Origin of the sequence: Virgibacillus sp. CM-4 (assembly GCF_000445495.1) — a bacterium.
GTDB classification, from domain to species: Bacteria; Bacillota; Bacilli; order Bacillales; family Amphibacillaceae; genus Virgibacillus; species Virgibacillus salexigens.
Genome location: NZ_AUQA01000006.1, coordinates 839,904 through 864,285, shown reverse-complemented (window position 1 = coordinate 864,285; position 24,382 = coordinate 839,904). Strand labels below are relative to the sequence as shown.

General features: G+C 36.6%; 26 protein-coding genes. 20 read left to right on the top strand and 6 right to left on the bottom strand.

Annotated features, from left to right (window positions below; all coding sequences use genetic code 11):
- Nucleotides 1-96 precede the first annotated feature (96 nt).
- Complete coding sequence (locus tag M948_RS37660; protein WP_021291708.1) at nucleotides 97-582, bottom strand: hypothetical protein; 486 nt, start codon at nucleotides 580-582, stop codon at nucleotides 97-99.
- A 161-nt stretch (nucleotides 583-743) separates the two neighbouring features.
- On the opposite strand from M948_RS37660, the gene M948_RS37655 reads away from it, so the two are divergent.
- The 3 genes from M948_RS37655 (at nucleotide 744) to pyc (ending at nucleotide 5,780) form a co-directional block, all read left to right on the top strand.
- Nucleotides 744-1,025 carry a YlaN family protein gene (locus M948_RS37655; protein WP_031335609.1) on the top strand — a complete coding sequence of 94 codons (282 nt, stop codon included), beginning with the start codon at nucleotides 744-746 and terminating at the stop codon, nucleotides 1,023-1,025.
- Nucleotides 1,026-1,173: 148 nt separating this feature from the next.
- Nucleotides 1,174-2,358 carry a putative lipid II flippase FtsW gene (ftsW, locus tag M948_RS37650; RefSeq protein ID WP_021291706.1) on the top strand — a complete coding sequence of 395 codons (1,185 nt, stop codon included), beginning with the start codon at nucleotides 1,174-1,176 and terminating at the stop codon, nucleotides 2,356-2,358.
- Entirely contained in the window at nucleotides 2,337-5,780 is a 3,444-nt protein-coding gene (gene pyc, locus M948_RS37645) for a pyruvate carboxylase (protein ID WP_021291705.1), read from the top strand. Before ftsW ends, pyc begins: the two co-directional genes overlap by 22 nt.
- A 36-nt stretch (nucleotides 5,781-5,816) precedes the next feature.
- On the opposite strand, the gene M948_RS37640 is transcribed toward pyc, so the two are convergent.
- Nucleotides 5,817-6,779 carry a COX15/CtaA family protein gene (locus M948_RS37640; protein ID WP_021291704.1) on the bottom strand — a complete coding sequence of 321 codons (963 nt, stop codon included), beginning with the start codon at nucleotides 6,777-6,779 and terminating at the stop codon, nucleotides 5,817-5,819.
- Nucleotides 6,780-7,260: 481 nt separating this feature from the next.
- Here M948_RS37640 and cyoE point away from each other — a divergent pair, with 481 nt between their 5' ends.
- The 7 genes from cyoE to M948_RS37605 all read left to right on the top strand — a co-directional run bounded on the left by cyoE (nucleotide 7,261) and on the right by M948_RS37605 (nucleotide 13,816).
- Entirely contained in the window at nucleotides 7,261-8,205 is a 945-nt protein-coding gene (gene cyoE, locus M948_RS37635) for a heme o synthase (protein ID WP_021291703.1), read from the top strand.
- 63 nt (nucleotides 8,206-8,268) lie between these two features.
- A complete protein-coding gene (gene coxB, locus M948_RS37630; protein WP_021291702.1) occupies nucleotides 8,269-9,321 on the top strand; it encodes a cytochrome c oxidase subunit II in 1,053 nt (350 codons plus the stop codon).
- A gap of 40 nt (nucleotides 9,322-9,361) precedes the next feature.
- The gene (gene ctaD / locus M948_RS37625) at nucleotides 9,362-11,215 is read left to right on the top strand and encodes a cytochrome c oxidase subunit I (protein ID WP_021291701.1); all 1,854 of its coding nucleotides are present in this window, start codon (nucleotides 9,362-9,364) and stop codon (nucleotides 11,213-11,215) included.
- 1 nt (nucleotide 11,216) lies between these two features.
- Nucleotides 11,217-11,840: a cytochrome (ubi)quinol oxidase subunit III gene (locus tag M948_RS37620; RefSeq protein ID WP_021291700.1), complete on the top strand. Its 624-nt coding sequence runs from the start codon at nucleotides 11,217-11,219 to the stop codon at nucleotides 11,838-11,840.
- A 3-nt stretch (nucleotides 11,841-11,843) separates the two neighbouring features.
- Complete coding sequence (ctaF, locus tag M948_RS37615; protein WP_021291699.1) at nucleotides 11,844-12,158, top strand: cytochrome c oxidase subunit IVB; 315 nt, start codon at nucleotides 11,844-11,846, stop codon at nucleotides 12,156-12,158.
- A gap of 197 nt (nucleotides 12,159-12,355) precedes the next feature.
- The gene (gene ctaG, locus M948_RS37610) at nucleotides 12,356-13,264 is read left to right on the top strand and encodes a cytochrome c oxidase assembly factor CtaG (RefSeq protein WP_021291698.1); all 909 of its coding nucleotides are present in this window, start codon (nucleotides 12,356-12,358) and stop codon (nucleotides 13,262-13,264) included.
- A 96-nt stretch (nucleotides 13,265-13,360) separates the two neighbouring features.
- Complete coding sequence (locus tag M948_RS37605) at nucleotides 13,361-13,816, top strand: DUF420 domain-containing protein (protein WP_021291697.1); 456 nt, start codon at nucleotides 13,361-13,363, stop codon at nucleotides 13,814-13,816.
- Nucleotides 13,817-13,848: 32 nt separating this feature from the next.
- On the opposite strand, the gene ytvI is transcribed toward M948_RS37605, so the two are convergent.
- Nucleotides 13,849-14,907, bottom strand: coding sequence for a sporulation integral membrane protein YtvI (ytvI, locus tag M948_RS37600; RefSeq protein WP_021291696.1), 1,059 nt, complete (start codon nucleotides 14,905-14,907; stop codon nucleotides 13,849-13,851).
- A gap of 210 nt (nucleotides 14,908-15,117) precedes the next feature.
- Nucleotides 15,118-15,483, bottom strand: coding sequence for a YugN family protein (locus M948_RS37595; RefSeq protein ID WP_021291695.1), 366 nt, complete (start codon nucleotides 15,481-15,483; stop codon nucleotides 15,118-15,120).
- Nucleotides 15,484-15,683: 200 nt separating this feature from the next.
- Here M948_RS37595 and M948_RS37590 point away from each other — a divergent pair, with 200 nt between their 5' ends.
- From M948_RS37590 to coaD, 7 genes are all read left to right on the top strand, one after another.
- The gene (locus M948_RS37590) at nucleotides 15,684-16,751 is read left to right on the top strand and encodes a CAP domain-containing protein (protein WP_021291694.1); all 1,068 of its coding nucleotides are present in this window, start codon (nucleotides 15,684-15,686) and stop codon (nucleotides 16,749-16,751) included.
- 114 nt (nucleotides 16,752-16,865) lie between these two features.
- The gene (gene ylbD, locus M948_RS37585) at nucleotides 16,866-17,267 is read left to right on the top strand and encodes a spore coat protein YlbD (RefSeq protein WP_021291693.1); all 402 of its coding nucleotides are present in this window, start codon (nucleotides 16,866-16,868) and stop codon (nucleotides 17,265-17,267) included.
- An 11-nt stretch (nucleotides 17,268-17,278) separates the two neighbouring features.
- Nucleotides 17,279-17,512, top strand: coding sequence for a YlbE-like family protein (locus M948_RS37580; protein ID WP_021291692.1), 234 nt, complete (start codon nucleotides 17,279-17,281; stop codon nucleotides 17,510-17,512).
- Nucleotides 17,513-17,563: 51 nt separating this feature from the next.
- Nucleotides 17,564-18,001, top strand: a complete 438-nt coding sequence (locus M948_RS37575; protein WP_021291691.1) for a YlbF family regulator — start codon at nucleotides 17,564-17,566, stop codon at nucleotides 17,999-18,001.
- A 37-nt stretch (nucleotides 18,002-18,038) separates the two neighbouring features.
- Entirely contained in the window at nucleotides 18,039-18,314 is a 276-nt protein-coding gene (locus M948_RS37570) for a YlbG family protein (RefSeq protein ID WP_021291690.1), read from the top strand.
- Between the two features lie 352 nt (nucleotides 18,315-18,666).
- Nucleotides 18,667-19,227: a 16S rRNA (guanine(966)-N(2))-methyltransferase RsmD gene (gene rsmD / locus M948_RS37565; RefSeq protein WP_021291689.1), complete on the top strand. Its 561-nt coding sequence runs from the start codon at nucleotides 18,667-18,669 to the stop codon at nucleotides 19,225-19,227.
- A 15-nt stretch (nucleotides 19,228-19,242) separates the two neighbouring features.
- The gene (gene coaD, locus M948_RS37560; RefSeq protein ID WP_031335607.1) at nucleotides 19,243-19,728 is read left to right on the top strand and encodes a pantetheine-phosphate adenylyltransferase; all 486 of its coding nucleotides are present in this window, start codon (nucleotides 19,243-19,245) and stop codon (nucleotides 19,726-19,728) included.
- Between the two features lie 32 nt (nucleotides 19,729-19,760).
- Here coaD and ylbJ read toward each other — a convergent pair whose 3' ends face one another.
- Nucleotides 19,761-20,966, bottom strand: a complete 1,206-nt coding sequence (gene ylbJ / locus M948_RS37555; RefSeq protein WP_021291687.1) for a sporulation integral membrane protein YlbJ — start codon at nucleotides 20,964-20,966, stop codon at nucleotides 19,761-19,763.
- Between the two features lie 188 nt (nucleotides 20,967-21,154).
- Here ylbJ and M948_RS37550 point away from each other — a divergent pair, with 188 nt between their 5' ends.
- Nucleotides 21,155-22,165, top strand: a complete 1,011-nt coding sequence (locus tag M948_RS37550; RefSeq protein WP_021291686.1) for a SepM family pheromone-processing serine protease — start codon at nucleotides 21,155-21,157, stop codon at nucleotides 22,163-22,165.
- 33 nt (nucleotides 22,166-22,198) lie between these two features.
- Here the strand turns inward: M948_RS37550 and M948_RS37545 are convergent, their stop codons facing one another.
- Complete coding sequence (locus tag M948_RS37545; protein ID WP_021291685.1) at nucleotides 22,199-23,413, bottom strand: nucleotidyltransferase; 1,215 nt, start codon at nucleotides 23,411-23,413, stop codon at nucleotides 22,199-22,201.
- Nucleotides 23,414-23,624: 211 nt separating this feature from the next.
- On the opposite strand from M948_RS37545, the gene M948_RS37540 reads away from it, so the two are divergent.
- A complete protein-coding gene (locus tag M948_RS37540; protein ID WP_021291684.1) occupies nucleotides 23,625-24,155 on the top strand; it encodes a YceD family protein in 531 nt (176 codons plus the stop codon).
- Between the two features lie 42 nt (nucleotides 24,156-24,197).
- Nucleotides 24,198-24,371 (top strand): 50S ribosomal protein L32, encoded by a 174-nt coding sequence (gene rpmF, locus M948_RS37535; protein WP_021291683.1) that lies wholly within the window; start codon nucleotides 24,198-24,200, stop codon nucleotides 24,369-24,371.
- Nucleotides 24,372-24,382 lie beyond the last annotated feature (11 nt).

Sequence of the window (24,382 nt, the reverse complement as noted above, 5' to 3'; positions counted from 1 at the left end):
GATTACTTTTATTTTGGATGAAAAAATATAAATTATGCAGAAGTTATAGCGGATGTGATTTAACTAAAAAAAGAGCTTGTTTGTAAACAAGCATCTTTATTGAAACCTTACAGCTGTAATGTGTTTAATTGGATTTTCGCGGTTGGAACCATCTTTATAATATAAATGGACGGGGCCGTCTGCATGTAATGGTTTGCCCTCTTTAGAAAAAAGAAAATAACTATTATATAAATCCGAAATAGGGATCGTTATATCTCCTTCTTTTGTTACGAGGATAGCTGAAGTAGCCTCATCTTCAATCTCTGCATTATTCAGAAAATCATCTAAAGGGATTACATACGAACTTTTTAGCATTTTCTCACGCTCAAATTTCTTTATACTCCGATTTACAGGTGGTTTGCTAAGCTGGGAAACTTCTCTATCCCATCTTTCAGAGACACGCTTTAATTCATCGGATTCTTCAGAATGAGATGCTTCAGATTCAAACGCTTTCTCAAATTCGATTTTTCTGTCATCAAAAATCCATACGGTTGGATCTAGTGTAATGGGATAAGTAACTTTCCCGGTAATTGGTACGATCATTTATATCACCTCTTAATAGTTGTCCTAGTCAAGGATAGCAGAACTAGAATTTTTTTTCACTTCTAATAAATAATATTTTATTTTAATTTTATTTGCATTTTATCGATGCTAACGATAATATAATATAGAAAGAAGTCTTTTACTCGGAGGGGATAGATTTGATTCATGAGGTGACAGTAAATCATCGCGAAAAAGCCCATGCCCTTCTTAAGGCTGATGCTGAAAAAATTTTGCGACTAATTGAAGTTCAGATAGATAACCTCACTATGCCACAATGTCCATTATATGAAGAGGTATTAGATACACAAATGTTCGGGCTTTCAAGAGAAATTGATTTTGCTGTTCGTTTGAACTTAATCAACGAAGATGAAGGTAAAGCACTCCTTGAAAACTTGGAGAGGCAGCTAAATATACTGCATGAAGCAGCGCAAAATTCCGTTTGATTCAACCTTGATCGGCATTTGCGGTTGAACGAAGAAGCAAAAACTTTGCCTACATACCATCATGGCAAGGTTTTTTTGTTTCATCATTCGATTTATATAGAGAAAATAGAAAAAACCGCTTGTATCACATGAAGTAGGGAGAAGGACAATGTTACAAAAATTAAAAAATTACGATTTTACATTAATGATTACACCAATCCTATTAGCCGCATTTGGATTAGTCATGATCTATAGTGCAAGTATGGTATTCGCGGTAGTTCAAGAGTACTCAGCGACACATTATTTAACCCAGCAATCGATTCGGTTCGCAATGGGACTTGCCGGTTTTATCATATGCTGTTTATTTCCATATAAATATTATCAAAAATTGATGAAGCCATTAATTTTGGGTGTTATTCTATTATTAATAGGTGTGTTACTATTTGGATCGAGTGTTAATAATGCTCAGTCGTGGTTTTTGGGAATCCAGCCCGCAGAATTTGCTAAATTAGCACTAATTTTGTATTTAGCTTCGGTTTATTCTAAAAAACAAGATTACATAAATGAGTTTAGTAAAGGTGTTCTACCACCGCTTATTTTAACAGGGATTATTTTAGGTTTAATTGTGATGCAACCAGATATCGGTACAGCTTCGATTATCTTCTTCATTGCTTGTTCTGTCATTTTTAGTTCTGGCATCCGTTTCAAACATTTATTTATTTTAATTGGAATAGGTGTAGCTTTACTGTTATTAGCAACGCCTTATATGATTACGGATGAGCGGCTATCGCGTTTTACAGGCGCCTATCAGCCATTTCAAACACCAGATTCTGATGGATATCAACTAATACAATCCTATGTAGCTATTGGAAATGGCGGTTTACTAGGAGAAGGGTTAGGGCAGAGTGTACAAAAACTTGGTTATTTAACTGAAGCTCACACCGATTTCATTATGGCTGTTGTGGCTGAGGAGCTTGGTTTTGTTGGAGTTGTAATTGTTATAGGAATGTTAGCCATTATCGTGATAAGAGGAATTGTTATTTCCAGAAAAGCACAAGACAGCTTTGCTGCATTGTTGGCTATTGGAATTTCTTCGATGGTAGGCTTACAAGCATTCATTAATCTAGGGGCAATTAGTGGCTTACTTCCGATTACAGGGGTACCACTTCCATTTGTTAGTTATGGCGGTTCATCTCTTTTGGTGCTAATGATATCAATGGGGATTTTAAATAATATAGCAATGCATGTGAAGAAAAGAGAGTTAGAACCAGCAGAAGAAAAACAAGAAGACAAAGAAAACAGAGTACTACAAACCTATCGAGGAGGAAAAACATGGAAGAACACAAGCAGATAAATAAAATATTAGTTGCGAACCGTGGGGAAATAGCAATACGCGTTTTTCGAGCTTGTACTGAATTAAATATCCGTACCGTTGCAATTTATTCAAAAGAAGACTCAAGCTCTTATCATCGCTATAAAGCAGATGAGTCTTATCTGATTGGGGAAGGAAAAAAACCCATTGATGCATATCTTGATATAGAAGGAATCATATCACTTGCTAAACGAGTAGGGGTAGATGCGATTCACCCGGGGTATGGTTTTCTATCTGAAAATATCTTGTTTGCTAAACGTTGCGAAGAAGAAGGAATTACTTTTATTGGACCAACAAGTAGACATTTAGATATGTTTGGGGATAAAGTGAAGGCTAGGACCCAAGCTATTCATGCAGGGATTCCCGTAATTCCAGGAAGTGATGGTCCAGTACATTCACTAGATGAGATTGAAACGTTTGCTGAAAAGCATGGGTTTCCGTTGATGATCAAAGCTTCACTTGGCGGAGGCGGCCGTGGTATGCGGATTGTCCGCAGTAAAGAGGGCTTAGCCGAAGCTTATGATCGAGCGAAATCCGAAGCAAGAGCTGCATTTGGTAATGATGAAATTTATATAGAGAAGTTAATTGAAAATCCTAAGCATATTGAAGTACAAATACTTGGTGATCATGCAGGAAATACCGTACATTTATTCGAACGGGACTGTTCTGTTCAACGAAGACATCAGAAAGTAGTAGAAGTAGCACCAAGTACCTCACTACCCGAAGAATTAAGAATGAGAATTTGTGAGGCCGCTGTTAATTTAATGGCCAATGTAGAATATGTGAATGCAGGAACGGTGGAGTTCCTTGTGACAGATAATGAATTTTTCTTTATTGAAGTCAATCCACGAGTTCAAGTTGAGCATACGATAACAGAAATGATTACAGGGATTGATATTGTACAAACACAAATTAAAATCGCTGAAGGCCAAAAGTTACATGACCGATCCATCGGTATCCCCATTCAAGAACAAATTGTCACAAATGGATTTGCCATTCAATCTCGAGTAACGACGGAAGATCCTTTAAATAACTTTATGCCGGATACTGGACGCATTATGGCTTATCGTACTGGTGGAGGGTTTGGAGTTCGATTAGATGCTGGTAATGGCTTTCAAGGAGCAGTTATATCCCCGCATTATGATTCACTCTTAGTAAAAGTTTCTACATGGGCACTTACATTTGAGCAAGCTGTACAAAAAATGGTCAGAAACTTAAAAGAATTTCGGATACGTGGAATAAAAACAAATATCCCATTTTTAGAAAATGTTATCTTGCATGAGCAGTTTTTATCTGGTGTCTATAACACTACGTTTATTGATCATACACCGGAATTATTTGTTTTTCCGAAGCGTAAAGACCGTGGAACAAAAATGTTGACTTATATTGGTCATACGACTATCAATGGTTTAGATAAAAACGGCAAGAAGGAAAAACCGGAGTTTTCTAAACTGCAAATTCCGAATTTTGATGCAACAGAAAAAATTCCGGCAGGAACCAAGCAGATCCTCGATGAGAGAGGCCCTGAGGGACTTGCGAATTGGATGAAAGAACAAAAAGAAGTTTTATTGACAGATACCACTTTTCGGGATGCACATCAATCTTTACTTGCAACCCGAGTAAGAACAAAAGATTTAAACCAAATAGCTGAACCAACAGCGAGATTACTACCTAATTTATTTTCAGTAGAAATGTGGGGAGGAGCTACGTTTGATGTTGCGTATCGGTTCTTAAAAGAGGATCCATGGGAACGTCTATTAAAGCTTCGTGAAAAAATGCCAAATGTTCTTTTTCAAATGCTATTGCGAGCAAGTAATGCCGTAGGATATAAAAATTATCCTGATAATTTAATCAAAGAATTTGTTGAGAAAAGTGCGACTGCGGGAATTGACGTTTTCCGAATTTTTGATAGCTTAAATTGGGTTGAGGGAATGCAATTAGCAATTGAATCAGTGAGAGAAAATAATAAAATCGCTGAAGCTGCTATGTGTTATACAGGAGACATTCTTGATGTTGGACGCTCGAAATATGATTTAGACTATTATAAGAATTTAGCGAAAGATCTTGAGCGTTCTGGAGCCCACGTTTTGGGTATTAAAGATATGGCAGGCCTATTAAAACCAGAGGCTGCTTATCAGCTTATAACAACGTTAAAAGAAACAATAAGTTTACCGATTCATTTGCATACCCATGATACCAGTGGTAATGGAATTTACCTTTATGCTAGAGCCATCGATGCAGGTGTAGATGTAGTAGATGTAGCGGCTGGCCCCATGGCTGGTATGACATCACAACCGAGCGCACAAACGTTATATCATGCGTTAGAGACACATGAAAGACAACCGAAAATAAATGCAGCTTCCTATGAAAAACTATCCCATTATTGGGAAGGTATCCGTAATTACTATCGTGATTTTGAAAGTGGTATGAAGGCGCCACATACAGAAATATATATGCACGAAATGCCTGGGGGACAATATAGTAATTTGAAACAACAAGCAAAGGCAGTTGGGTTAGAAGAAAGATGGAATGAAGTTAAGTCCATGTTCCGAAAAGTGAATGATATGTTTGGTGATATTGTTAAAGTAACGCCTTCTTCAAAAGTAATCGGAGATATGACATTGTTTATGGTTCAAAATAATCTGACAGAAGATGATGTCTATGAGCAAGGGGAATCCATTGATTTTCCTGACTCGGTTATTGAATTTGCGCAGGGCTATATTGGTCAACCATATCAGGGATTTCCTCAAGAATTACAACGAATTATTTTAAAAGGGAAAGAACCATTAAAAGTTCGGCCAGGAGAATTACTTGATCCAATTGATTTTACACAGCTAAAAGAAACATTATTTAAAACATTGGATCGGCCAGTTACGAGTTTTGATATGATTGCTTACGCTCTTTATCCTAAAGTATATATGGATTATCATAGGTTCTATGATACGTATGGAGACATGTCTGTCTTAGATACACCTACCTTTTTCTATGGTATGAATTTAGGAGAAGAAATAGAAGTAGAAATTGAACAAGGAAAGACATTAATTGTAAGACTAGTATCCATATCAGAAGCTCGCGCAGATGGTACACGAGTAATCTACTTTGAATTGAATGGACAAACTCGAGAAATTGTTGTAAAGGATGAAAGCATCCAGTCTGAAATAGAGGTACGTCCAAAAGCTGATAAAACAAATGAAAAACATATAGCTGCAACGATGCCGGGAACGGTAGTTAAAGTGCTTCGTAATGTTGGAGATAAGGTAGATAAGGGAGATTATCTATTGATTACCGAGGCGATGAAAATGGAAACAACTGTCCAGGCACCGTTTAGTGGAACAATTAAAGGCATCCAAGTCTCAGACGGAGATACGATTGCTGTGGATGATTTATTAATCGAATTTGAATAATAAAAAACCGAGCAGTTTATCGAACTGCTCGGTTTTTTACTTACTGCTGTGTTGTACAGAAGTAGCTTGACTTGTAGTATGTATCTGTTTTGCATATCTTCCACTTCGATTGGCTAATAGGACAAAATATGTAATCATAGCAAAATAAAGGGAGATAACTAATGCATGCATTAATGCAGTTCCAAGGTGTAATCTCGTAAAGATAATCATAGCTCCAAAGAATACTTGTAATGATATAAGCAATAAGACTGTGATCCAGCCCCAATACATAACTTTATTGCTACGATAATGCAGTAACATTTTAAAGACTAAGGTAACTGTCCAAATAAACAATAAACCAGCTGCAAGACGATGCCCCATTTGAATCCACTGAGGGAAGGTATAGGCTGAGAAACCAAAAGGTTCATTGTTATTACAAAATGGCCATCCACCGCAAACTAGATTAGATTCTGTGTGCCGAACTAAAGCTCCTGTATATACAACCAACATGGTGTAAATGGTCAATGCATAAATTTCAAAACGATGTGCCTTTTTTATAAATAAAGCCTTTGCATCATATTTTTTATCGACTTCAAAAACAAGTAACATCAATAGAAAGACAGATGCAAACGAAATAAGTGAGATGCCAAAGTGTGCAGCCAATATAAAATCAGATTGTCCCCACATCACTGCCGCAGCTCCAATCAGTGCTTGTAGCACAAGAAATAAGACAGATAAGACAGATAAGAATTTTACTTCCCTAATATAGCCGATTTTCTTCCACGCTAAAATGGCTAATCCTACTACTGCAAATCCAACAATACCAGTAACCATCCGATGGCTTAATTCGATAATAAGCTCAGGTGTTATCGTGGATGGTACAAATTCCCCTTCACATAGTGGCCAACTGTCACCGCAACCATCGCCTGACCCCGTTTTGGTAACAAGTGCTCCGCCCAGCAATACAAACATCATTCCAACCGTTGCAATTACAGAAAGCCACTTTAAGATTTTGATCATAAGTATAGCCTCACTTTATTTACGTTAAAAATAGTATGTTTACAAATCCGCTAGATTCATCATAATATTAATACCTAACAAAAAGCAATGGGATGTCCTCAAAATAGATTGAGTTGACACACAATTGTTATAGTATCATGTTTTCATTGTATTTTCACTATGGAAATACAAAAAACGCTTGCATTGTTCCCTGTTGTTTGCTAGAAATAGTGTAGAGACTTTGCATTGATGTGTTTTCGAATAACTACTACATACATAATGGATGAAAAAATTGTAATCATTTTGATTTTGTGACAATTAATTCACAAAATCGTCACAAAAAGAAATAGGAATTACAGTAAAATAAAACTGAGTAGTTATTAGATTGTAAAACAATTCCATGATACAATGAACGCTGGGGATACTTTGAAAAGGTTTTATTTTTAATAGGTATACCTTTGTCTTATTATGCCTTGGAGGTATTTGAAGGGGGGATATAAGCATGGATAAAGTAGAAACAGCTACTTCTCAAGTAGTCGGTAATGCGAATGTTGCTGATGAACAACGGTCAGCTTCTCTGTTAACAGATATAAAATCATTGATAAAAGTAGGAATTATAAACTCTAATTTAATTACTGTATTTGCAGGGTTTTGGCTTGCATTATACTTTACTGGTTCATCGTTTGTAGCTAATATTGGAACATTTGCATTAACGATGGTTGGAAGCGCTCTTGTTATTGCTGGCGGCTGTATGTTAAATAATTGGTATGATGCCGATATAGACCCAATCATGACAAGGACAAAATCACGTCCTACTGTTACTGGTACGATCTCGCTTCAAACCGTTTTGACACTTGGCATATTAATATCTGTGCTAGGATTTGGTCTATTACTATTCACATCTGTACAAGCGGCATTATTTGCCTTTATGGGCTGGTTTGTATATGTCGTTTTATATACGATGTGGTCGAAAAGAAAGTATACGCTTAACACCGCAATTGGAAGTTTTTCTGGAGCAGCACCGCCATTAATTGGTTGGTCAGCCGTCGAGCCTAATTTTCATATTGTTCCGTTTATATTATTTCTAGTTATGTTTATTTGGCAAACACCTCATTTCCTTGCATTAGCCATACGGAAAAGTAAAGAATATAAAGCAGCAGGTATACCAATGCTACCAGTAGTACATGGTTTTGAATTTACAAAGCGACAAATTGTAGTATATATCGCTTGTTTATTGCCTTTGCCATTTTATTTGGCATCACTAGGTACTACTTTTGTTGTCATAGCTTCCATACTAAATGTTGGATGGCTGATAATAGGGCTTAGCGGCTTTTTTATGAAAAATGATTTGAAATGGGCAAATTTCATATTTATCTATTCCTTAAACTACCTAACGATCTTTTTCTTAATGATGGTAGTAGTTACATGGAATACAACATTTAGTTAACTTATGTCCTTAATTAAATTTAAATATAAGGAGCATCAAGAAAAGAAAGAGAGGTATGGATACATGAAAGGTTGGATGGGAAAAGTCAAATCTGTATTCCTTTTAAGTTTACTTGCGCTAGTGTTAGCTGGTTGCGGTAAGGAAAACTTAACTGCCTTTGTACCTAAAGGGTATGGTGCAGAGTCTTCCATGAATTTAATCATTTTATCTTCACTTATTATGTTGTTTGTTTTTATTATCGTATTTTTGGTTTACGTTATTACCCTTGTCCGTTTTCGCAAGAAGAAAGGACAAGAAGATTTCGTTCCAAAGCAGGTAGAAGGTAATAAAACACTTGAAACAGTATGGACAGTAATTCCAATTATATTAGTACTTGTCCTTGCAGTACCAACAGTTGCTGCTACATTTGATTTGGCAGATGAATCTGGGGCAAAAGACGGTATTAATATCGACGTCACTGGTAACCAATATTGGTGGCACTTCAGTTATGCAGGTGAAGAAATTCAAACAAGTCAGGATTTATACATTCCAACAGGAGAAAAAGTTTACTTAAACATGCAATCATCTGATGTGATCCATTCATTATGGGTTCCAAGTATTTCTGGTAAGATGGATGTCAGTCCTGAAAATGAAAACACCATGTATATTGAGGCAAATGAAGAAGGGGTTTATTGGGGAAAATGTGCAGAGCTATGTGGTCCTTCACATTCTCTAATGGATTTCAAAGTGGTAGCAGTTAGCCCAGAGGAGTATGAACAATGGGTGGAAGAAATGAAAAAGGTTGATCCAGAAGCTCAACCACAAGATGCTGTAGCCCAAGATGGTAAAGCAGCATTTGAAGAAAATAATTGTATGAGTTGTCACGCAATTGGATCATCACCTGCAGCAGTTGGACCCAACTTAACTAATTTTGGAGATCGCTCGAAAATCGCAGGTATATTAGAACCTACGAAAGAAAACTTAGTTCAATGGATTAGAGATCCTGAATCCATTAAGCCCGGAAATAAGATGACGGGGAATTATCCTGAGCTATCTGAAGAAGAAGCAAGTAATATCGCAGAGTATTTGCTGCAATTGCAGCCATCTGAGATAACACCAGAGAGTGCAGGTAACTAATAAACTAAAGGGTGGAAGATGTAAAAGGGAGGTTTGAAATTTGAGTATTGCAGCTGCTCAAAAAAAGGGCTTCGGAGCTTTCATTTGGGATTACTTAACCACGGTTGACCACAAAAAAATAGCGCATTTGTATTTAGTTGGTGGTGGTTTTTTCTTCCTACTTGGTGGTTTGGAAGCAATGTTTATTCGTATTCAACTTATTAAACCTGAAAATGATTTTTTAAGTGCAGGTTTATACAATGAAATGATTACCATGCATGGTACAACGATGATATTTCTGGCAGCCATGCCGCTATTAATTGGTTTAATGAATGCCATCATGCCATTACAAATTGGGGCTCGTGATGTAGCGTTTCCATTTTTGAATTCACTTGGCTTTTGGTTATTTATGTTTGGAGGAATTTTACTAAATTGTAGTTGGTTCTTAGGAGGAGCACCTGATGCAGGGTGGACGTCTTATACACCATTGTCTACACAATCTCCAGGTCATGGAGTTGACTTTTATGTTCTAGGTCTACAGATTTCAGGGGCAGGTACCCTCATGGGGGGCATAAACTTCTTAGTAACGATTGTTACAATGCGTGCACCAGGTATGACCTACATGCGCATGCCGCTATTCACCTGGACAACATTTGTTACAAGTGTACTCATCCTTTTCGCGTTTCCAGCTTTAACTGTTGGATTGTTCTTATTAATGTTTGATCGGATGTTCGGCTCTGCATTTTTTGATGTGGCATTAGGTGGTAACGCCGTTATCTGGCAGCATTTATTCTGGATATTCGGTCACCCAGAAGTATACATACTGATCTTACCTGCATTTGGGGTATTCAGTGATATCTTATCAACCTTCTCTAAAAAACGTTTATTCGGATACACAGCAATGGTATTTGCAACCATTCTAATTGCGTTTTTAGGATTTATGGTATGGGCGCACCATATGTTTACCGTGGGATTAGGGCCTGTCGCCAATGCTATTTTCGCCATTGCAACAATGGCCATTGCCGTACCAACGGGTATTAAAATATTTAACTGGTTAGCAACCATGTGGGGCGGAAGTATAACGATAAATTCAGCAATGCTTTGGTCGCTAGCATTCATTCCTTCCTTTACTATAGGTGGAATGACAGGGGTAATGCTTGCTTCAGCAGTTGCCGATTATCAGTATCACGATACGTATTTCGTTGTTGCGCATTTCCATTATGTCATTGTAGGTGGGGTTGTATTTGGTATCCTAGCAGCGCTTCATTATTGGTGGCCAAAACTTTTTGGGAAAATTCTTAATGAAGCAATGGGTAAATGGGCATTCTGGTTATTCTTTATTGGATTCCATTTAACGTTCTTTATTCAACATTTCCTAGGTTTAATGGGGATGCCACGTCGTTATTGGGTATTCTTAGAAGACCAAGGGCTTGATACCGGTAACTTGGTTAGTACGATTGGCGCTCTACTAATGGGTCTAGGTGGTTTAATCTTTGTTATTAATATTATTTATACGGCATTTAAAGGAGAGAATGCATCTGGAGATCCTTGGGATGGTCGTACGTTAGAATGGGCGATTCCTTCACCACCTCCATTCTATAACTTTAAACAGACGCCACTTGTTCGTGGTTTAGATCCATTATGGATTGAGAAAACAGAAGGAAAAGGTGAAATGACTGGTGCTGAACCGATTGGTGATATCCACATGCCAGATGGATCGATTTTACCATTTATTATGTCGATTGGTTTCTTTATCGCTGGTTTCGGGTTTATTTATCAAACGGATCAAAAAGCATGGTTACTGGCAGTATTTGCTGGAATGGGGATAGCACTACTATGTATGCTTATTCGCTCATTAAAAGATTACCATGGCTATCATATCACCAAAGAAGAACTAGAAAGGGAGGCTGACTAAGATGAGTCACGATCATTCCTTAAATCCAGAAACAATGCCTCAAGAACCAGAAAAAGCTACCCTGGAAGGCAAGAATAAATTTCTTGGGTTATGGTTTTTCTTAGGCGGTGAAACAGTCCTATTCGCAAGCTTATTCGGTACCTATCTCGCGCTTAGGAATTCAACCGCAAATGGTCCAACTGCACAAGATTTATTTGGACTTGAGCTTGTTTTCATCATGACAATGTTACTTTTAACTAGTTCATTGACCAGTGTATATGCAATGTATCATATGAAGAACAACGATTTTAAAAAGATGCAATTATGGCTAGGAATAACTGCTTTCCTTGGTATAGGTTTCTTAGCCTGTGAGATCTATGAATTTTATCACTATATCCATGAATATGAATTCACTTTTCGATCATCCGCATTTGGTTCAGCTTTCTATACACTAGTTGGCTTCCACGGTGGACACGTGGCATTCGGGTTAAGCTGGTTAATTGCTATTATGGTAAGAAATGCAAAACGAGGATTAAATCTTTACAATGCACCTAAATACTACACATTTAGTTTATACTGGCACTTCATCGATGTGGTATGGGTATTTATCTTTACAGTCGTATATCTAATGGGAAAGGTGGGTTAATTCATGCCGGATAACACCAATACCAACTCATTTCAAAAGCAGAAAAATAAAGATGAAATGAAGAAACAATTAATTTCGTTTGCTTTAATGATTGGTTTTACCATTATTGCATTCGCGATTGTAGCTGCAGAAGTAATGGATAAAATGTTTGCTGTACCTTTACTGCTAGTACTGGCGGTAGTGCAAGTAGCATTTCAATTTTATTATTTTATGCATATGAAAGATCGGGGACATGAGTTTCCTGCTATGATGATTTACGGTGGTGTTTGGGCAGCTGTATTAACAATAGCGGCCCTTGTAGCTATCGTATGGTGGTAGATAGAATAAAGAAAGGTCGGGGGCATTGATTTCCCGACCTTTTTAAATGGTTTTTGGAAGGGATTAGCGGTTCAGTTACCGAATCTATATTCATATTTGTTGCTTTGTTTCTAAAAGTCGTCACATTATACACGTGTGTTATTGTTTCTTATAAGTTATAATGGTGGGGACAATCCTTTGATTTGAGGTGAATCGAGATGTGGTTAGAGTTGCAGATCTTTGGGTTTCGTGGGTTATGGAGTCCATACTTTCTATTATTTATCATCGGATTAAGTGTTGCCTATTTTCTAATAACAGGACCATATCGGCATAAATTTGGCGGAACAGATAAGCCAACAAATAAACAACAGGTAATGTTCTATACAGGGATGGTTCTTCTTTACGCAGTCAAAGGGTCGCCAATTGATTTATTATCCCATATCATGTTGTCGGCACATATGATTCAAATGGCGATTTATTACTTAGTTTTTCCGATATTATTAATTCAAGGTATTCCTGTTTGGATTTGGAAAAAGGTGATTTACGCACCAATTATTCAACCAATATTTAAATTAGTTACAAAACCATTAATTTCATTATTATTATTTAATGCATTATTTTCTATTTACCATATTCCTGCCGTATTCGATTTTGCAAAATCAAACACGGTGGCACATACATCGATTTCTTTAACTATTCTAATCACCGCGTTTATTGTATGGTGGCCAATTTTATCACCAATTAAAGAGCTAGATACAATGCGGCCGCTTGTCAAAATTGGTTATATCTTTGCAAATGGTGTATTAATTACACCTGCATGTGTTCTAATCATCTTTGCAGACCATCCGTTATTTGCTGCTTATAGCCAAGACGGTGCATGGTTACAAGCCTTAGCTTTGTGTGTACCTGGAGAAGTTCTACAAGGAATTTCTTTTAGTATATCAGGACCAGAAATGTTCTCACCAATGAGTACACTGGAAGATCAGCAACTAGGTGGAATTATTATGAAAATTATGCAGGAAATAACATATGGGATTTTGTTGGGAAGAATATTCTTTAAGTGGTTTAATAACGAAAGTTTGAAAGTCGATCCATTACCAAAAGATGTACAGCATGAACTTCGCTAAAGAAAAAATTCCCGTTTTTCTTTACATAAACGGGAATTTTTTCTATGAAGTGTAATTGCATTTTTGTTACTATGCTATGAGAAGGGAGTTAGCAAGATGCCTATCTTACCATCAATCAGTACATTCTTTATTGTACTAAGTGGTATCTTAGTAGCTATCGGGTGGCGTTATATTGTAAAAGGTAATGCCAAAAAACATAAGAAGACAATGATAGCTGCTGCTATTAGTGCTTTGATCTTTTTTATCATTTATGTATCACGCACGATTTTTATTGGTAATACTAGTTTTGGAGGACCTGATGATTTAAAAATATACTATACCATTTTTCTAATCTTTCATATCACATTAGCAACAACGGGTGCTATTTTTGGAATTGTAACGTTAACGTTAGCTTTTAAGCGAAAAATTAGGATACATAGAAAGATTGGGCCAGTAACTAGTATCATTTGGTTTTTTACAGCAGCAACGGGTACCGTTGTTTACCTTCTTTTATATATTTTGTATGAGGGTGGAGAAACAACGAGTTTAATTAAAGCGATACTAGGAACATAATAAAAGGGTTGGAGTTCAAAACTCCAACCCTTTTATATTTTAACGTTCCAAGTAATAATACCTGCTTCTTTTGCAGAATTAAATGCGATAACTAATAATGGACCAAGAATGAAACCAAACAGTCCTAATAACTTTAGACCGATAAACATGGATATTAGTGTCGCTAATGGGGATAACCCAATGTGTTGCCCCATTACCTTTGGTTCAACAGTTCGTCTGATCGCTAATAAGATAATAGCCAGTACTGCTAATTGTATCCCCATGTTCGTATCTCCTGCTAAAAACATAAAAATAGACCATGGTCCGAGAATTGCTATGGAGCCAATTATTGGGATGAGGTCAACAATCCAAATAATCAGTGACATAATAATGGCAACTTCAGGTGCAATGAAGAAAAGTCCAATTAGGGTCACGGCTAATATTATTAAGCTTACTAGGAACTGAGCCTTAAAGAATCCGAGAAATACACTTGTCAGTCTTGCATTCATAAAGGAAACTTTTTCGGCTGTTTCTTTTGTCATTAAGTGGTACATCTTTGCTTTAAGTATTGGTAATTCAAGCATAAATAAGAATAAAGCAATTAAATAGACGATGAAGCTAATCAAGTATTGAGGCACTTTTGCAAATACTTGAGCAATATTTTCTAATGTAATGGTTTCTTGAGCAGTTCTACTAAGAGCATTGAGATTTGATTCAATACTATTGGATACTTGGTCGACAAATTCTTTGGGTAAGTTATCCGTATATTGTTGAATATCTGATTCCCAATTTTCATAGATACGATTTAATTCATTAAAATGGGAAGGAACATCTTCAACAAAATTGACAACTTGTGTTACTGCCCTAGTAACTGTAAATGTCCCAGCTACTGCTAAAACTACAAGAAAAAGTAAAAAAACAATCGTTACCGATATTTTACGATTTAATCTCAGTTTTCGCTGCATCATCCGTACAATTGGATTTAGGAAAAGGGCTGTAAAAAAAGCAACGATTAATGGGATTGAAATCGGTAAAATAAAGATGAAAAGCAGGATGGCAATGATACATAATAAGATGATGGTCCAATGGCGTTTTGTAATATTACGAAACAACGTATTACGATGGCTCCTTTCCTCATAAACAAACAGATTCATATACTATACAAAATATAGCATTTCTTTACTTATTTGAACAGAATTACGGATGCGATAGATAATAGAGGGGTAATCTATATTGGACTCATAACCGTGCAACCATAAGAAAAATCATGATAAGTGTAAAAAACCGGCTACTTTTTCCATGGAAGTAGTCGGCTATCGTATTCAAGCATTAAATTGATCGATTTCTGTTTTTACTTTGCTAACTAAATCATTTGCCCGTTCTACTAAGTTCTCCGGGAATATTTCTTCTTCTCCATATTCTACACCATGTGGGTAGTAGTGTTTCCCTAACAATGGGGTCATTAATTTAATGACTGCGTTTCCACGATCAACATCGCCTTCAATTGCATATCCTTGGATCCGGATATAGTATGTAATGTTTTTTTCTTTCGAGTCCATTCGATAATCATACGTAACACGTTCATAATCCCATTGCCCAGCCCGAATAAATGCGTGTTTTGCAGTTAAATGGTCCAGTGGTTTTAAATCAATAACCTTGTCTTCTAATCCAGTATTTTCTAATCTCATTTTATCCACCTCACCTAAAGAGTCCTCATTATCTTATATTAGTATGAATTCCAAAAACTTGCAATCGAAAAGGCTACCAAAGTGTATTGTTTGCTGTGCTACTTTATTTTTATTATGATACGTATAAATAATAGAGAAGATAGCATTGTTTATCTATGTTTTGCATATACATACGATAAAAACGATAAGGAGACCAAGTGATGCGATTTATTCGAAATCTAATTCTTTTATCTCTAGTAGCAGTCGTAGGATTTTATTTTTTGGAACGAAATGATGTGTCTCCAGAAGCTACCATTGAATCCATTAGTCAGACTGTAAAAGAGAAGAAACAAATGCTTGAATCAAAAGTTGTTCCAGAACGAGAGGAAGAAGTGCCTTTAGAAGGGGAATTATTTCAATGGTTTGGAAAATCGTCCGATGACTTAGAACAACAGTTAGGAGATCCAAATAGAAAAGATCCCAGTGCATATGGATATACTTGGTGGGTTTATACAGATCAATCAGAACAATATGTACAATTTGGTGTACAGAACGGTGAAATAAAAACGATCTATGCTACAGGGAATCAATTAAATATGAAACCTGTATCCATTGGTGATTCATATGAAGAAATTGGTAAGGAGTTTTCATTTACGGAAGAAGTGAATTATCGAAATGGTCTGGCTTCTTATACATTCAAGCTGAAAGAAGAAGACCAAAATATGCGTCCACTTGTAAAAATATCAGATTCGATTTTTATGCAACTCTATTTCGATACATTTACAAATAAGTTATCCTCTGTACGTGTATTAGACGCTGATACACTATTAAAGCATCAGCCATATGAACTACAGTATCGTGGAGATATGCCGTCAAAACCAGATTTATCTAATGAAGAATGGCAGAAAGTTGAAGAGGGAATGGAAAAGCAGATTTTCGATATAACGAATGTTATGCGGAACCAGTATGAGAAAGACCAATTAAAATGGGAAGCATCCGTTGGCGAAGTTGCATTTTTGCATAGTAAGGACATGGAGAACAATAATTATTTCTCTCATTCAAGCCAGGATGGAAGAGGATTAAAGGAACGACTAGATGCAGGAGACGTTTCTTTTACTTCAGCTGGAGAAAATATCGCGGCGCAGTATCCAGATGCTGCAGCTGCAATGGAAGGATGGCTTAATAGCGAAGGTCATCGGGAAGCATTGTTAAGCGATAAATTCACGCATTTGGGTGTGGGGGTATATCGGCTATATTATACACAGAATTTCCTAGCGAAGCCTTTTTAAGTAGATGGAGAGGAAAAGCTTACCACATAAAAAACGTGGTAAGCTTTTTTCACATCTATCATGATGGAACATAAAATGAATAGTACAGATGACCATATAAAAGAGGTGATGAGGATGAATGATACGAACTTGCATCCTTCAGTTAGTGAATTTAAACAGTTTATTAATCAACATCCCAAGCTGATTAAGCATATTAGAAAAAATGGCAGGCCGTGGCAAGAAATGTATGAAAAATGGGTGTTATTAGGAGAGGACGACCCATATTGGGAATCATTTAAAAGCGATAGTGAAGACAACAAAGAAGAAAAGAAAGAAAGTAAAAAAGATAAAAACTCGGAACTGTTTAGTCAGTTAGTGAAAATGACGGAGTCCATGGATTTGGATAAATTTCAAAAACAAATGGATCAATTCAGCTCGTCATTAGGAACAATTCAAGAATTGATAGGGCAATTTCAGAAGACAAAAGAAAACAAACAACCCCCAATTAATGAACGCATGGGCTGGTTCCGTGATTAAGGAGATAAATAATGGATCGAATGTGTTATGAATATTTACAGCGTAACCCGGAATTAAAACAGTTTGTTCGACTAAATCCTGTATGGTATCGTTATTTATCCAGAGATCCAAGTCTAATACCTGAGATGAAAAAAGAAGCAAAACGGTATTATGGAAAGACATTTCCCCAACAAGTTGAAAAGGTGAATAACCAAGTGCAAATGATTGGAATGCTTATGCAGTTCGCTGGTGCGATGAAAGATTAGTTATTTCCAGATCTAACAAAAGATGATAAGATGAAAGTGGAGGTGTATAGGATGATAGCGACAATGGAGTATGTAGATATTCTAGATCGTTCTGAGGAATTAGGAAGAATGGTATTGGATTCAGACGTTATGGAAGCCTATAATCAATCCCAAAAAGAACTTAATCAGGACCCTAAAGCACAAGAGCTAATTCAAGCGTTTAGTGATATAAAGACTCATTATGAAGATGTACAGAGATTTGGCAGGTATCATCCGGATTACAATTCAATTATGAAAGAAGTACGCAAAGCGAAAAGAGAAATGGATATGAATGATAAAGTAGCTTCTTTCAAAATAGCTGAACGTAATCTGCAGCAATTATTGGATGAAATCAGTAATTATGTTGCACATAGTGTCAGCGAACAAATTAAAGCACCTAAAGACGGCGCAGCATTGACTGATAGTGGTTGTGGCTGTGGAAGCGGTGGAGGCTGTGGATGTGCCTCTTAAGTTAAAATCTTAATTGTTGTTAGTGAGGATAAATGATATGCGGACAAAACGTCAAGGAATTATCGTTTGGTTTCAACATATGAAGAATCTGAAACAAATTAAACGTTATGGTCATTACCTATATAGTTCAAAGAAAATGAAGTATGCTGTCTTGTATATTGATCAGGATCAGATAGAAGCGATAGAAGCTAAACTATTAAAGCTTTCTTTTGTTTCGAAAGTCGATCGTTCGTATAAGCCTTTTATAAGAATAGATTTTGAAAATGCGAAACCAGACAAGGCTAAACAATATGATTATAAGATGGGCATTTAATCGATAAAAGCTGCGATATCACTCGCAGCTTTTATCGTGTACATGAATTTTACTTAAAAAAAGAAAAAACCTGCAGAAATAAATTATCTACAGGTCCCTTTGTTTTCCTGTTAGAAAACAAAAAGGCAAAGGGAGAGGAGAAACCGGAAGAAGAACTTATGGGGAAGAGTAAGTCTTCTCCGTGTTTGAAACAGCTAAGCTAATATATTAGCTGTTACATTAACCTAGTATGTACGTTGAAAAGAAATTTATACGCTTTCAAATAATATTTTTCTGAAGAATAATTCTTATTTTAGTTTCTTAACTTTTGTGGTAGGATAAATGTCGAATAGTAGTTAATTGAGGTGGAGTTATGCGCATAATTGCAGGAGAGCATAAGGGGAGACAACTAAAGTCTGTCCCCGGAAAGATGACCAGACCAACTACTGATAAAGTAAAAGAGGCTGTTTTCCAAGTGATTGGCCCATTTTTTCAAGGTGGGATAGTTTTAGATCTTTTTGCAGGTAGTGGAGGGCTAGGAATAGAAGCTTTGAGTCGGGGAATGGACAAGGCAGTATTTGTAGATAAACAGCCAAAAGCGATACATACGATTTATGAGAATATTAAACAATTTGGACTCGAAGAGAGAGTGGAAGTATTTAGAGCGGACGCATATCGTGCGATGCAAGCTGCTGCTAAACGTAATCTACAATTTGATTTGGTTTTGCTTGATCCTCCCTATAAAAAAGTTCATTATGAAAACCTACTACATGAACTTATCAAGCTCGATCTATTGAAACCAGAAGCTAGGATCTATTGTGAGCATGATCTATCCGAAAAGCTACCAACAGATTTGAGAGAGCAACACTTAGAGATTGTTAAACAGTCGAATTATGGTGGAACGATAGGAATCACGATTTATAAAAAGAATTAGAAGGGAGCACTTATCTTGACCAGACTGGCAATATGTCCTGGGAGTTTTGACCCGGTGACTTATGGACACTTGGATATCATTCAACGAGGCGCAAAGATATTTGACCATGTGATTGTAGCTGTATTTAATAATCAATCGAAATCACCTTTATTTACGGTAGAAGAACGAATTGATTTATTGGAAAAGTGTACTACTGATTTACCAAATGTTACGATTGATTCTTCTAATGGTTTATTGATGGATTATGCCAAATCGAAAAACGCCCAAGCAGTTATTCGGGGGCTTCGGGCTGTAAGTGATTTTGAATATGAAATGCAAATAACATCGATGAACCGAAAGTTAAATAAAGATATTGAAACCTTTTTTATGATGACCAATAACCAGTATTCGTTTCTAAGTTCGAGTATTGTGAAGGAGATCGCCAAATATCGTGGTAATGTAAGTGATCTAGTACCTGATGCAGTAGAAGCAGCACTAGAAAGGAAATTTAAACAGCTTTAAAGTAAAAGAGTCGAACAGACATTTTGTGTACTTCATCTAATGTCTGTTCTTTTTCTATAGGCAATAATTAGCGCTGCGCATAGAGATAGAATAGTTACCATAGGTCCTATTTCTGCTAATTGATTCAAAATTGTAACCCATAAACTATCACTTGTGCTTATCGATACTGGGATATCATTTGTATCAAAAGCTTGCTTATCTAAATACAATGGTTTGTAAAGAATAATTGTTAGAATGCTTGCAATAACACCATGAAGAATACGAGCAAAGAAGTAGGGAGCAAATCGTATATCCGTTTTTGCTAACACACTAGCAACCTGTGCTTGGACACTAAAACCATTAAACCCTAAAATAAAGCTAACAAGGATAGCTTGTATGAGTAATGTATCATTAACATGGGAAATGCTTTGTGCTCCAATTGTAATTTCAAATAGCCCGGAAAGTAATGGTAAAGCAAAGTCAGGGGACATTGAAAATAGCTGTAAAAGCTGTTCAAAGAAGATGCCGATAATAGAAGATAGTCCTACTAAAAAGAACAGTTTCGTTAAAACTGAAAATAAAACAATGAATCCTCCTACGGTTACTAGTGTTTTAACCGAATTAATCACTGAATCGCCTAAGATCTCGCCCAGTGGGCGTTTATCGCCTAACCTGGTTTGATGCATTTCGTGAAAAGCGGCAGTTAGCGACACTTTTCCTTTATGTTTTTTACTAAGCTTGTCTTGCTTTCTACCATAAAATCGCATGCATATCCCAACGATTGCATTACTGATATAATGACAGGCAGCTAATAAAATTCCGAGTTTTGTATCATGAAAAAAACCGACGGAAATGGCTGCAAAAATAAACAAAGGACTAGAAGCATTTGTAAAGGATACAAGCCTTTCTGCCTCGATTTGAGATAACTGTTGTTCTTCTCTTAACCGACTAGCAATTTTAGCCCCAGTCGGATAACCGCTGGCCATCCCCATCATCCAGCCAAAACTTCCAACTCCTGGTAGGTTAAACAGCGGGCGCATGATTGGTTCAAATAACACACCAATAAACTTCACAACACCAAAACTGATTAAAAGTTCTGCGGTTATGAAAAAAGGCAATAACGAAGGGAAAACAACTTCCCACCAGATATTTAAGCCACGAATGCTTGCTTCCAGTGCTTGATCTGGAAATTTTATTAAGGAAAATGCAATAAATGCAGTAATACTAGAAAATAAAATGGTTTTTAGTATTTGTGTCAATGTTGCGCCTCCTAAATCATTAGCCTTACTCTGTACTTATTCGGATGATAGTAGTAGAATTGGAATATCGTTGTTAGGGCTTTCTTTAATAAATGTACAAGTCTATTTAAATATACGCACATACATATTAATTTTATGCCATACACTTTTTAAACAGGGATGTTAATGGTGGTAGTGGAGGGTAAGAAATGACAAAAAAAAATTTAGCTAGCTTGCTACTGGTAATCGTCGCTGTCTATTTTTTGGCAGTTTATCAGCTCCCGTATTATATTTATAAACCGGGCGGAGCAGATGCTCTAAACCCAATTGTCGAAGTTGAACAAGGTTATGACAGTAAGGGAGACATGCATCTCGTGACAGTCAGTGGTGGACAAGCTACGATTACGCAATACATATTAGCAAAGGTACTACCACATCATCAGGTAGTTCCAATAGAAGATGTATTCCCAGAAGGGGTTACGGATGATGAATATATGCATGTACAATTACAAATGATGGAAAATTCCCAAGAGGCTTCGACCGTTGTTGCTTACGAAGCAGCAGAAAAAGATATTACCATTGATTATAATGGAGTTTATGTTGTTTCTGTAGTGGAAGGAATGCCGGCTGAAGGCAAGCTTGCAATGGGTGACAGGATTAATGGTATTGATGGTAAAGAAATAAATGAAGCAGATGATTTAATAGAATATGTTGAAGGAAAGAAAGCAAATGATACCATTACCGTTGAATTTGTTAGAGATGATAAACAAATGACAGAAGAAATCGTCCTGAAAAAATTAGCCGATTTAGGAAATAAACCAGGGATCGGAATTCAATTGGTAACCGACCGTGCTGTATCAGTGAATCCAGAGGTTCATTTTTCTAGCGGTAATATCGGAGGACCAAGTGCTGGCTTAATGTTTTCTTTAGAAATTTATGATCAATTAACAGAAGCGGATTTGACGCATGGATATGAAATTGCCGGTACTGGCGAAATTGACTATGATGGGAATGTACATCGAATTGGAGGAATTGATAAAAAGGTAGTAGCTGCCGATAAAGAAGGCGCAGATGTCTTTTTTGCTCCAAATGAAGAAGCTGGTGAAGAATCAAATTATCAAGTAGCTCGTAAGAAAGCAGAAGAAATTGATACCGATATGAAAATCGTTCCAATAAAAACATTTGACGATGCATTGCAATATTTACAGGATTTAAATTAAATAATAACAGGCCCTCCTTCTCTAGGGGGCCTGTTATTTCGTTTGTATTGGTGGATTTATTTCCTGTCTACGCAAGGTAATTTTATTTGTTGGTGGTAGAATGCTATAATAAGCATTACTTGCGCGTTCTTCGATTTCTAGCATCGGATGCATATGACGGCCGATTTTTTGAATAATTGGAACTTCCATCTGTTTCTTTTGTTGATGGATATAGGCTTGACCTGTTCTGTTAAAGCCAAGAATGCGTACATAAGGCAACTTTGATGGAGTGGATAAAATATCAATTTCCTTCTTTTTGGTATTGGTAAGAATATGTACAAACATGCGCTGTAATCTTGTCCAAGTATAACGCTTGGTTTTTAACTTCTCCATCCATTCGTTAAAGGAGCATACATTTCTGGCTGTTTTTTTAAGGCGATGTTCGAGCCCCTCATCAACTCCTTGAATCAGGGAAAGCTCTTGCAAGGATAATGTCAACACACGGTAATGAATATAAGAGAAATAATGATCCCAAGAATGCCATAACGATGCCTTGCTTTTATATTCCTCTATTTGCAATTTGGTAGCGTCAGGTATCGCATTCGTAATTGATGTTGTCAGTCTATTTTTATTTGAAAGTGTTTTTCGAATACTTGTTGCACTAGCGATCGTACCTGTTATGGATTGATCATGATAGCCACTTTGGCTTCGCTTGATGGTTAGAGGTGTAATTGACAAATTATAATCTAATATTGTCTTAACATAACTGAACCCTAGGATATTATTGGGTTTCGTCAAATCCATTTCTTCAGTGGAGATGTTGGTCTGCTGATAGGCTAAGCTGCTCGCTTCTGGAAATGACGCTCCATCTGCTAAATGACGCTTTAGTGTTTGTTGGTATTGATTTCGTTTTTCTTTAAAAAGGTGATAACTTCGAATAAAATGGGAAGTATCTCCAGATTCACTGCCAAAGCATAAACTTGTAATTCCAAGTTCTTTTAGTGTTAATATAGACCCTTTGGCAAATAAATCACTACTTTGCACCGCAAATGGATAAGGGAGTTCTACAACAATGTCAACCCCATTGCTAAGTGCCGCCTTTGTTCGAGAAAACTTATCAATAATAGCCGGTTCGCCGCGTTGTAAAAACGGACCGCTCATGACTGCAATTATACAGTCTGCCTGTGATGCTTTTTTTGCTTGCTCCACATGATATACATGACCATTATGGAACGGGTTATATTCAACTATTACTCCACATGCTTTCATTTCACCATCTCCCTGTAAGTATGTGTTTTATTGTAGCAGAAAGTTTAGACATTCGCATTATCAAGGTGTAGGATGACTATTGTAAAGAATTAAGGGAAGACTTTTTAAAGATAGAATGAAGTATTGATAAGGTTAAAATCTGTAAAGAAAATATGTTGACAAAAGACGTGTTTTCTTTTAAAATTACTCTTGTTGCCTTGAGGTGATTAAAATGAAATTTGCATTGGCTCAGTTGAAAAAAAGTGCTTACAATGAACCATTCACTTTTAATGAAAAAGTAGATGTTTCTGAACTGGAAAAAATGAATAATGATATTCGTCAGATTAAACCTGTGGACGTCTATGGACAGTGTTTTTTCCAAGGAGATAAAATTATCTTTTCCTTTCATATTACAGGAGAAATGATTCTCCCTTGTGCACGGACATTAGTAGATGTACCATATCCGTTTGATATACAAGCTGATGAAGTCTTTACGACATCATCCTTTATTACAAAAGAAGAGGCGGAAGATGAAATTCATCCAGTTGAGGGGGAAGTGCTTGACTTAGCCCCGCATATAAAGGAAAATGTTCTATTAGAGGTTCCGTATCGAGTATTTTCTAATGAAACAAATAACCAGCAGAATCCTCCTTCCGAAGGGGAAGGCTGGGAATTTATTTCGCAAGAAAAGAACGAAAAGACGATAGATAAGCGTTTTAAAAAATTGGAATCATTACTGAAAGATGACGAGACGGAAAAGTAATAACGCTCGGTTTTCTTATCTTCTATGAAGGAGGTGTAAGTCATGGCAGTACCTAAAAGAAGAACTTCTAAAAAAGTAAAAAATCAACGTCGTACTCATAAAAAATTACACGTACCTGGCATGGTAGAATGTTCAAATTGTGGGGAATTGACAAAACCACATCATGTATGTAAATCATGCGGACAATATGACGGGAAAGAAGTAGTAAGTAAGTAATTTGGAATAAT

Bases quoted from the DNA above. Each gene is read 5' to 3' on its own strand.
- cyoE (WP_021291703.1), top strand. From the start codon at position 7,261: ATGGATAAAGTAGAAACAGCTACTTCTCAAGTAGTCGGTAATGCGAAT.
- M948_RS37575 (WP_021291691.1), top strand. From the start codon at position 17,564: ATGATAGCGACAATGGAGTATGTAGATATTCTAGATCGTTCTGAGGAA.
- M948_RS37545 (WP_021291685.1), bottom strand. From the start codon at position 23,413: ATGAAAGCATGTGGAGTAATAGTTGAATATAACCCGTTCCATAATGGT.
- rsmD (WP_021291689.1), top strand. From the start codon at position 18,667: ATGCGCATAATTGCAGGAGAGCATAAGGGGAGACAACTAAAGTCTGTC.
- M948_RS37620 (WP_021291700.1), top strand. From the start codon at position 11,217: ATGAGTCACGATCATTCCTTAAATCCAGAAACAATGCCTCAAGAACCA.
- rpmF (WP_021291683.1), top strand. From the start codon at position 24,198: ATGGCAGTACCTAAAAGAAGAACTTCTAAAAAAGTAAAAAATCAACGT.
- coxB (WP_021291702.1), top strand. From the start codon at position 8,269: ATGAAAGGTTGGATGGGAAAAGTCAAATCTGTATTCCTTTTAAGTTTA.
- ctaG (WP_021291698.1), top strand. From the start codon at position 12,356: ATGTGGTTAGAGTTGCAGATCTTTGGGTTTCGTGGGTTATGGAGTCCA.
- M948_RS37570 (WP_021291690.1), top strand. From the start codon at position 18,039: ATGCGGACAAAACGTCAAGGAATTATCGTTTGGTTTCAACATATGAAG.
- M948_RS37605 (WP_021291697.1), top strand. From the start codon at position 13,361: ATGCCTATCTTACCATCAATCAGTACATTCTTTATTGTACTAAGTGGT.
- M948_RS37550 (WP_021291686.1), top strand. From the start codon at position 21,155: ATGACAAAAAAAAATTTAGCTAGCTTGCTACTGGTAATCGTCGCTGTC.
- M948_RS37580 (WP_021291692.1), top strand. From the start codon at position 17,279: ATGGATCGAATGTGTTATGAATATTTACAGCGTAACCCGGAATTAAAA.
- ylbD (WP_021291693.1), top strand. From the start codon at position 16,866: ATGAATGATACGAACTTGCATCCTTCAGTTAGTGAATTTAAACAGTTT.
- M948_RS37540 (WP_021291684.1), top strand. From the start codon at position 23,625: ATGAAATTTGCATTGGCTCAGTTGAAAAAAAGTGCTTACAATGAACCA.
- pyc (WP_021291705.1), top strand. From the start codon at position 2,337: ATGGAAGAACACAAGCAGATAAATAAAATATTAGTTGCGAACCGTGGG.
- M948_RS37640 (WP_021291704.1), bottom strand. From the start codon at position 6,779: ATGATCAAAATCTTAAAGTGGCTTTCTGTAATTGCAACGGTTGGAATG.
- M948_RS37590 (WP_021291694.1), top strand. From the start codon at position 15,684: ATGCGATTTATTCGAAATCTAATTCTTTTATCTCTAGTAGCAGTCGTA.
- M948_RS37595 (WP_021291695.1), bottom strand. From the start codon at position 15,483: ATGAGATTAGAAAATACTGGATTAGAAGACAAGGTTATTGATTTAAAA.
- ftsW (WP_021291706.1), top strand. From the start codon at position 1,174: ATGTTACAAAAATTAAAAAATTACGATTTTACATTAATGATTACACCA.
- ctaF (WP_021291699.1), top strand. From the start codon at position 11,844: ATGCCGGATAACACCAATACCAACTCATTTCAAAAGCAGAAAAATAAA.
- M948_RS37660 (WP_021291708.1), bottom strand. From the start codon at position 582: ATGATCGTACCAATTACCGGGAAAGTTACTTATCCCATTACACTAGAT.